Here is a 6,520-nt window from a genome sequence, read left to right on the forward strand (position 1 = left end):
GTGCGCGTACCGGCCGAACAGCTCGACTGCCCGCGCCCCGAGCATGGGGCGAAGGTGCTCCAGAAGGAAACGCTCGCGCAGGGGGACCGGCGCCTCACGGTGGTGCTCCTGCGCACCGAGGGCGGCTCCTCGCCCGGCCATGGTCCTCGCCTGCACCTGCGCACCGTGCTGCGCGACGCGGCCGGCAAGCTGGTGGACATGCAGGTGGAGGAGTGGAATGAGCACGCCTCCGAGCGGGACGGCTGTGAGATGACCGTGCGTCGCAAGGGAACGGGGCTCGAGCTGCGCACCAGGTGCACCACGTACCTCAACCACCCGTTCTGCCAACCCACCGTGACGCTCACCACCACCACACTCACGCCCGGCCCGGAGAAGGTCGGGGTGAGCGCGAAGGAGACCGTGAGCGGTGGCGAGTGCGACTGGTCCGACGCGGATTGATGCCGCGAATCGCCCACCCCGAAGCCAGCCACCCGCATCGTGGGACAATGGGCGTCGGGAAGCGGGTAGGGTGACGCGCATGAGCGAAGCACCCCCGGTCCGTCCTCCTTGGGCCCTGCCCCCCATCCCCGCGGTGCTCCTCGCCGTCGTGAGCGTGCAGGGCGGCGCCGCCTTCGCGAAGGAGCTGTTCCCGGTGCTCGGCTCGGCGGGCACGGCGGGCATGCGCATCGGGTTGTCCGCGCTCCTGCTGCTCGCGGTGTTCCGTCCGCCGCTCGCGCGGCTCACGCGCGCGCAGTGGGTCGCGGTCATCCCCTATGGGGTGGTGCTCGGCGCGATGAACTTGAGCTTCTACAAGGCGCTCGAGCGCATCCCGCTGGGGCTGGGCGTCACGCTGGAGTTCGTGGGGCCCCTGACGCTCGCGGTGTTCGGGTCGCGGCGCGCCTCGGACTTCCTGTGGGTGGTGCTCGCGGCGGCCGGCATCGCCCTCATCACTCCGTGGCGCGGTGGAGTCGGCACGCTCGATCCGCTGGGGGTGGTGCTGGCGCTGCTCGCGGGTGGCTTCTGGGCGGCCTACATCGTGCTCGGTGGGCGCGTGTCCAAGGTGTTCCCAGGAGGGCAAAGCGTCGCGACGGGAATGCTGTTCGCGTCCCTGGCGGTGCTGCCCTTCTCGTTCGCGGAGGGCCTCGCGGCACGCCTGACGCCTCCGCTGTTCATGGCGGGCCTGGCTGTCGCGCTCCTCTCCAGTGCGGTGCCGTTCACCTTGGAGATGATGGCGCTGCGTGTGCTCTCGAGCCGCACCTTCGGCATCCTGATGAGTCTGGAGCCCGCGGCCGCGGCCCTCTCGGGCCTGGTGTTCCTGCGTGAGCAGCTCACCGTGACGCAGTGGCTCGCGCTGGTATTCGTGAGCGCCGCGTCCGCGGGGGCCGCGCTCACCGCGCGCCGCGTGTCTCCGCCGGTGGAGGCCTGAAGGCACGAAGGTGCCGCTCCCGCGTTTCGCGGTCAGTTGTTGCCCTGCTCCAGCATGGCCGAGGCGAGCAGCGGGTGCTCGACCCCATTGATTCGCACCCGCAGGGCGACGTTGTTCGCATCCACTGCCATCTGGTCGGAGACCTTGAGGATGACCTGACCGAGTACCTTCTTGAACACGTCGTTGACCAGCTTGTCCACGTTCGTGGAGTGGAGGACCCCCATTCCCTCATTCTCGTTCATCGTCTCCGTGAAGAGTTGTGAGGTGGAGGGGGTCTTGCCATCGACCCGGAGGATGTCGAGGGCCAAGGTCACCGTCCGCCGGGAATCGACCGTCACCATCCCCGTGTCATTGGCGAATTCGAAGCTGAGGATCTTCCCGCTCAACACGTACTCCAGCTGCCTCTCTTGTCCGAGCTGCCGCAGAGCGTCCTCGTCGAACTCCCCCTGGTTATCGAGCGGCTGGGCATTGAGGCCGCCCCGCTGGAACTCTTCCACGAACAGTTCCTGCACGAGCTCGTTGACGGGCATGTACTCCTTGCCCTTGTAGCCCAAGCCGAATTTCCAGGGGCCCGCGCTCGAAATGAAGGACTCGGACTCGCTGTCGTTGGGTTTGACCCAGGCCCGCTTATCCTCGAAGCGGGCGATGCCCAGCCTGGCGGAGGAACTCTTGACGGCCTTGTTCAGCGATACCCCGGGGTTGTACTTCAGGGTGATGGAACGCGTGCAGCCCGTGGAGGCCAGAAGAGAGAGCAGCGCCACGCCCAGAACGCCAAAGCGATTCATTCGATTTCCCCCGCGACGAAATTCCGCAATCGGATGATTGCCTTTCCACCATAGCTTGGGGTTGGCGAGAAAAGGCAAAGGAGCAGGAAGGACTCGGGCGCTGCTCGAGCTTCGGGTGTCGGGTTCTGGTCAACCGCGGATCGTCCAGCGGGTGGGCCCGCAGGAGAAAGGTCCGCTCTCCGCGTGTCTCCACGAGGAACGGCCCTGGCGGGAGGAGCGCCCGGGCTGTGCACCCGGGTTGTGCCGCGCCTTTCGTGGTGGCACGTTGCCGTGAACCGCACAGGAGGGGAGTCCGTGCCCACCAGCCTCAGTCCCGCCATCGACACCGAACGTCTCACGATGCGCCGCCCACGACTCGAGGACTTCGAGGAAGCCCTCGCGATGTGGGGAGACCCGCGGGTCGCTCGATACATCAGCGGCAAGCCGTCTACCCGCGAGGAGATGTGGGCCCGCCTGCTGCGCTACGTGGGCCACTGGGAGCTGATGGGGTTCGGCTTCTGGGTGGTGCGCGAGAAGAGCACGGGCCGGTTCGTCGGCGAGGTGGGCCTCGCGGACTTCCGCCGGGACCTCGAGCCGTCACTGGGGGAAGACCGGGAGGCGGGATGGGTGCTGGCTCCGTGGGCCCACGGAAAGGGGTACGCCACGGAGGCCGTGCGCGCGGCGCTGAAGTGGGCGGAGGACAGGTTCGGTCCGGAGCGCGTGGTGTGCATCATCGACCCGGGCAATGAGCCGTCCCTCAAGGTCGCGCACAAGTGTGGGTTCCGCGAGTTCTCACGCGGCGCGTACAAGGGCGAGCCGATGTTGATGCTCGAGCGGCTCCCCACTGCCAACCCCTGAATCGGGAAACGACCGGCAACGCCCTCCGTGACACCCGCCCTCCGGGCAGGGGACGTGCCCTTCCCACTCCGAGGGGCGAGCACCCCATTGACACCATCCAGGGCGCGTTCATTCTCGCCAAGGCGAAGCAGGGCCCCGACATCGCGGCCGAGTCCCTGCGTCACCTGCGCCGATACCTCGAAACGCAGTTCACCCCCAGCGTCAAAGGAGCATGATCATGGCAACCCCTCAGAAGATCACGCCGTTCCTGTGGTTCAACACGGAGGCGGAGGAGGCGGCGAACCTCTATGTTTCGCTCTTCCAGGATTCGAAGATCCTGAGCGTGTCTCGCTATGGCGACGCGGGACCGGGCCCCAAGGGGTCGGCCATGGTGGTTGAATTCCAGCTCGCGGGGCAGAAGTTCAGCGCGTTGAATGGTGGCCCCGTCTTCAACTTCACCGAGGCCATCTCCCTGGCGGTGAGCTGTGACTCGCAGGAGGAGGTCGACACGTTGTGGTCCAAGCTGACCGCCAACGGGGGTCAGGAGAGCAAGTGCGGCTGGCTCAAGGACAGGTTCGGCCTCTCCTGGCAGATCGTCCCGACCCGGTTCATCCAGCTGATGCAGGACAAGGACCCGAAGCGGACGCAGCGCGTGATGCAGGCCATGCTCACCATGAAGAAGTTCGACATCGCGCGCCTCGAGCAGGCGTACGCCCAGGACTAGCGAAGCTCCCGGAAGAACGCGCGCACGTCCTCGAGGAACAGGGCGGGCGCGTCGACGGCGGCGAACGGTTTCAGCGCGGACGCTGAACGAGCCGCGTCTCCTGGTCCTCGACGGGCCGCGCGGCTTTCGAACCGACCAGCTGCGTTGCCTCCGAATCCGCTCCGGGCGCCGCGGTGGACTCACGCGTGAGCAGCGCCTCCACCTCGGCGGGCGTGGGGTCGCCGAGCTCCGAGAGCTGCCGCTGGCGCGCCCATCGCTCCGCGAAGCTCTCACGCAGCCAGCCCGTGAGATCGACCGCCGGAAGCGCGTGGCGAACCAGCTCGAGACCATGCTGGAACGCCTTCGCGTCGATGAAGCGTCCCTCCCGCTGGGGGTGAAGTGCCTTGGCGAGGACCTTCCTGAGCAGCTGATACGCGGCGGGTGCGTCGGGTCGCTCCAGGCGCGGAAGCTGGAGGCCCCCCGCGGTGGAGTCGGGAAGCTCGCCGAACAGCAGCTCGTGGAGGATGCAGCCCAGAGCGAAGAGATCGCCGGACTCGGTCGCCTCGGCCCCCTCGAGGCGCTCGGGCGGCATGTACGGGACCTTTCCGATGATGCTGCCGACCTGGGTGAGCCGACTCGCCGTGGGAGGCAAGGAGACGTTCGTGGCGGAGACGCGCTCCTGAGGTTCTCCGGAGCCATGCGCGATGCCGAAATCGACGACCTTCACCACGCCATCGAACGACACGACGAGGTTGTCCGCGCTGATGTCGCGATGAATCACGCCCCGCTCGTGCGCGTAGGCGAGCCCGCGCAGGGCCTGCTGGCAGATCTCGACGATCACCTCGAGCGGCAGCGTGCCTCCCTTCTGGACGCGTCGGGCGAGCTCGAGCACGCTCACGCCACTGAGGTACTCCATGACGATGAACCACCCGCCATCCACCTGCCCGAGATCGTAGACGGACACGATGTTCGGGTGATGGAGGCGCGCGGCGGTGCGCGCTTCGCCGATGAAGCGGTGGAGCCGGACCGTGGGGTCCTCGGAGTCCTCATCCAGCATCCGCTTGAGGACGACGAGCCGATGAAACCCCGCGCGGCCAGTGCGCACCGCGAGCCACACCTCACCCATGCCGCCGCGTCCGAGCCGGATGAGCCGGCGGTAGCGGTGGATGCCGGTTCCCAGGTCCGCGCCGCGCAGCGAGCGCGCGGTGAGGATGGCGAGCGCCGTGGAAGCGAGCAGCAGGAAGGGGAGTCCCACGAGCGCGAAGAGCGGAGGCCCCTTGCTCCAGCCAGCGTCGACGGCGAGCTCGCGGCCGAGGAGCGCGAGCGCGCACAGCGCGGCGGCGAGCACGGCGGCCGCCATCGCGCCCCGGCGCTTGAGGAGCCGCGCCGCTTCGACCGCCCAGGTCCCGGCCACGCACGTCGCGAGAAGCCAGAACAGCGGGAGGCTCAGGCCCGCGGTCGCCCGCGAGAGCGCCTCCGCAGTCAAACCGCTGGCGGGCAGCGAGAGGAGTGACCAGGAGACGTCGAGCACTCGCACCACACCGAGCGCGAGGGCCACCCCCAACATCACGCGTCGCCAGAGGATGAGCGGCTGATCCAGCAGCGACCACACGACGCGAAGCAGGGTGTAGGGGAGGGGGATCGACGGGAGGACGCCGAGGAGGAGCCACGGACGCGTATCGGCGATCATCACGCTGGCTTCGCGGCTGGTGAAGGCCGGCGTGAAGCTGAGCACCGCGAACCCGAGGAAGCTCGAGGCGAGCCAGAGCTGAACCCGCTGGGATCTCACAGCGGCCCAGGTCGCGAAATGCACCAGCGAGAGCACGAAGAATGCTCCCGCGAGCGCGAGGTGCAGCATGGTGTAGGGCGTCACGGTCAGGAGCGTAGTCGACCCGAGGGACTTTCGTGAAGAGCGCCCCTGACGTGCTCTCTCAGCGGCCCGCCCCCTGCTGCAGGGCGAGCTCCTCGTAGGGCTGCACCACGACGAAGCCGTCCTCGCCCTCGAACTTGAGCTGGAACGCCTCCCCGCCGCCGCGCCCGAAGAGCGTCCCCACGGTGATGTCCGTCTTCAGCTCGGGCTCGAGGTTTCCCGACCAGGCCACCGTGGCATTGGGGTCCGTCACCACCGTGCGGTTGTGTCCCACCCGCAGGGTGAGTGGATCTCCATGGCTGGTGATGGCCACCAGCCCCGTTCCCTCCAGCTTCACGTTGAAGAGGCCTCCCGCCATCATCGAGGACATGCGGCGCATCATCTTGATGTCCCACTGGAGGCCATCCTCGAAGGCCAGCAGGTCATTGCCGTTGACGAAGAGGGACTGGTTCTCCAGGCGCAGGATGGAGATCTTCTTGTGCGCATCCGCCAGGTAGACGCGGCCAATCCCCTGCGCCTTCGTCAGGGCCGCGCCCTCGCCCGTCAAGGCCCGCTTGAACGCCTTGCCCACGCCTCCCTCCATCATTCCTTCCCGCTGGAAGGTGATGCCTCCCTGGTAGGCCACCATCGACCCCGTCTTCGTCCACACCTGCCCACGCAGGTTCACCTCGAGCATGGCACTGCTCTCCAGCTCGAAGAGGCCCTGCTGCTGGTCCTTCTGCGACGTCTTCTGGACGAACTCCTCCAACGAATAGCGGCTCATGACTCCTCCCGTGCGAGGGCACGACATTACTGGAAGGAAGTGGCTTTCACGATTTTCCTGTTGCTCCCGGATGGTCCCAGCCGGCACGCTCGCCGTCATGACCCCGACCCCACGCCGCTCCCGTCGCTTCTCCTGGCTCCCTCCACGCCTGCTGACGACGCTCGCACTGCTCTGCGCG

At 67.7% G+C, this 6,520-nt stretch carries 7 protein-coding genes; 4 read left to right on the top strand and 3 right to left on the bottom strand.

Translation table 11 applies throughout. From position 1 onward, the window contains the following. Positions 1-438, top strand: a 438-nt coding sequence (locus VF697_RS38500; RefSeq protein WP_331103002.1) for a hypothetical protein, incomplete at its 5' end; no start/stop codon positions are given. 79 nt (positions 439-517) lie between these two features. Next, a complete protein-coding gene (locus VF697_RS38505; RefSeq protein ID WP_331103004.1) occupies positions 518-1,405 on the top strand; it encodes a DMT family transporter in 888 nt (295 codons plus the stop codon). Positions 1,406-1,437: 32 nt separating this feature from the next. Here VF697_RS38505 and VF697_RS38510 read toward each other — a convergent pair whose 3' ends face one another. Beyond that, positions 1,438-2,190, bottom strand: coding sequence for a hypothetical protein (locus tag VF697_RS38510; protein WP_331103006.1), 753 nt, complete (start codon positions 2,188-2,190; stop codon positions 1,438-1,440). Between the two features lie 294 nt (positions 2,191-2,484). Here VF697_RS38510 and VF697_RS38515 point away from each other — a divergent pair, with 294 nt between their 5' ends. Together VF697_RS38515 and VF697_RS38520 are read left to right on the top strand one after the other, a co-directional pair. Next, positions 2,485-3,027, top strand: coding sequence for a GNAT family N-acetyltransferase (locus VF697_RS38515; RefSeq protein WP_331103008.1), 543 nt, complete (start codon positions 2,485-2,487; stop codon positions 3,025-3,027). 217 nt (positions 3,028-3,244) lie between these two features. Further along, complete coding sequence (locus VF697_RS38520; protein ID WP_331103010.1) at positions 3,245-3,730, top strand: VOC family protein; 486 nt, start codon at positions 3,245-3,247, stop codon at positions 3,728-3,730. Between the two features lie 70 nt (positions 3,731-3,800). Here the strand turns inward: VF697_RS38520 and VF697_RS38525 are convergent, their stop codons facing one another. Both VF697_RS38525 and VF697_RS38530 read right to left on the bottom strand, forming a co-directional pair. After that, positions 3,801-5,582, bottom strand: coding sequence for a serine/threonine-protein kinase (locus VF697_RS38525; protein WP_331103012.1), 1,782 nt, complete (start codon positions 5,580-5,582; stop codon positions 3,801-3,803). 58 nt (positions 5,583-5,640) lie between these two features. Further along, positions 5,641-6,342, bottom strand: coding sequence for an AIM24 family protein (locus tag VF697_RS38530; protein WP_331103014.1), 702 nt, complete (start codon positions 6,340-6,342; stop codon positions 5,641-5,643). Positions 6,343-6,520: the final 178 nt, after the last annotated feature.

The organism is Archangium sp. (assembly GCF_036388035.1).
GTDB lineage: Bacteria > Myxococcota > Myxococcia > Myxococcales > Myxococcaceae > Archangium.

Excerpts from the sequence above, each read along its gene's own strand:
- VF697_RS38505 (WP_331103004.1), top strand. The coding sequence starts at position 518 with ATGAGCGAAGCACCCCCGGTCCGTCCTCCTTGGGCCCTGCCCCCCATC.
- VF697_RS38530 (WP_331103014.1), bottom strand. The coding sequence starts at position 6,342 with ATGAGCCGCTATTCGTTGGAGGAGTTCGTCCAGAAGACGTCGCAGAAG.
- VF697_RS38520 (WP_331103010.1), top strand. The coding sequence starts at position 3,245 with ATGGCAACCCCTCAGAAGATCACGCCGTTCCTGTGGTTCAACACGGAG.
- VF697_RS38510 (WP_331103006.1), bottom strand. The coding sequence starts at position 2,190 with ATGAATCGCTTTGGCGTTCTGGGCGTGGCGCTGCTCTCTCTTCTGGCC.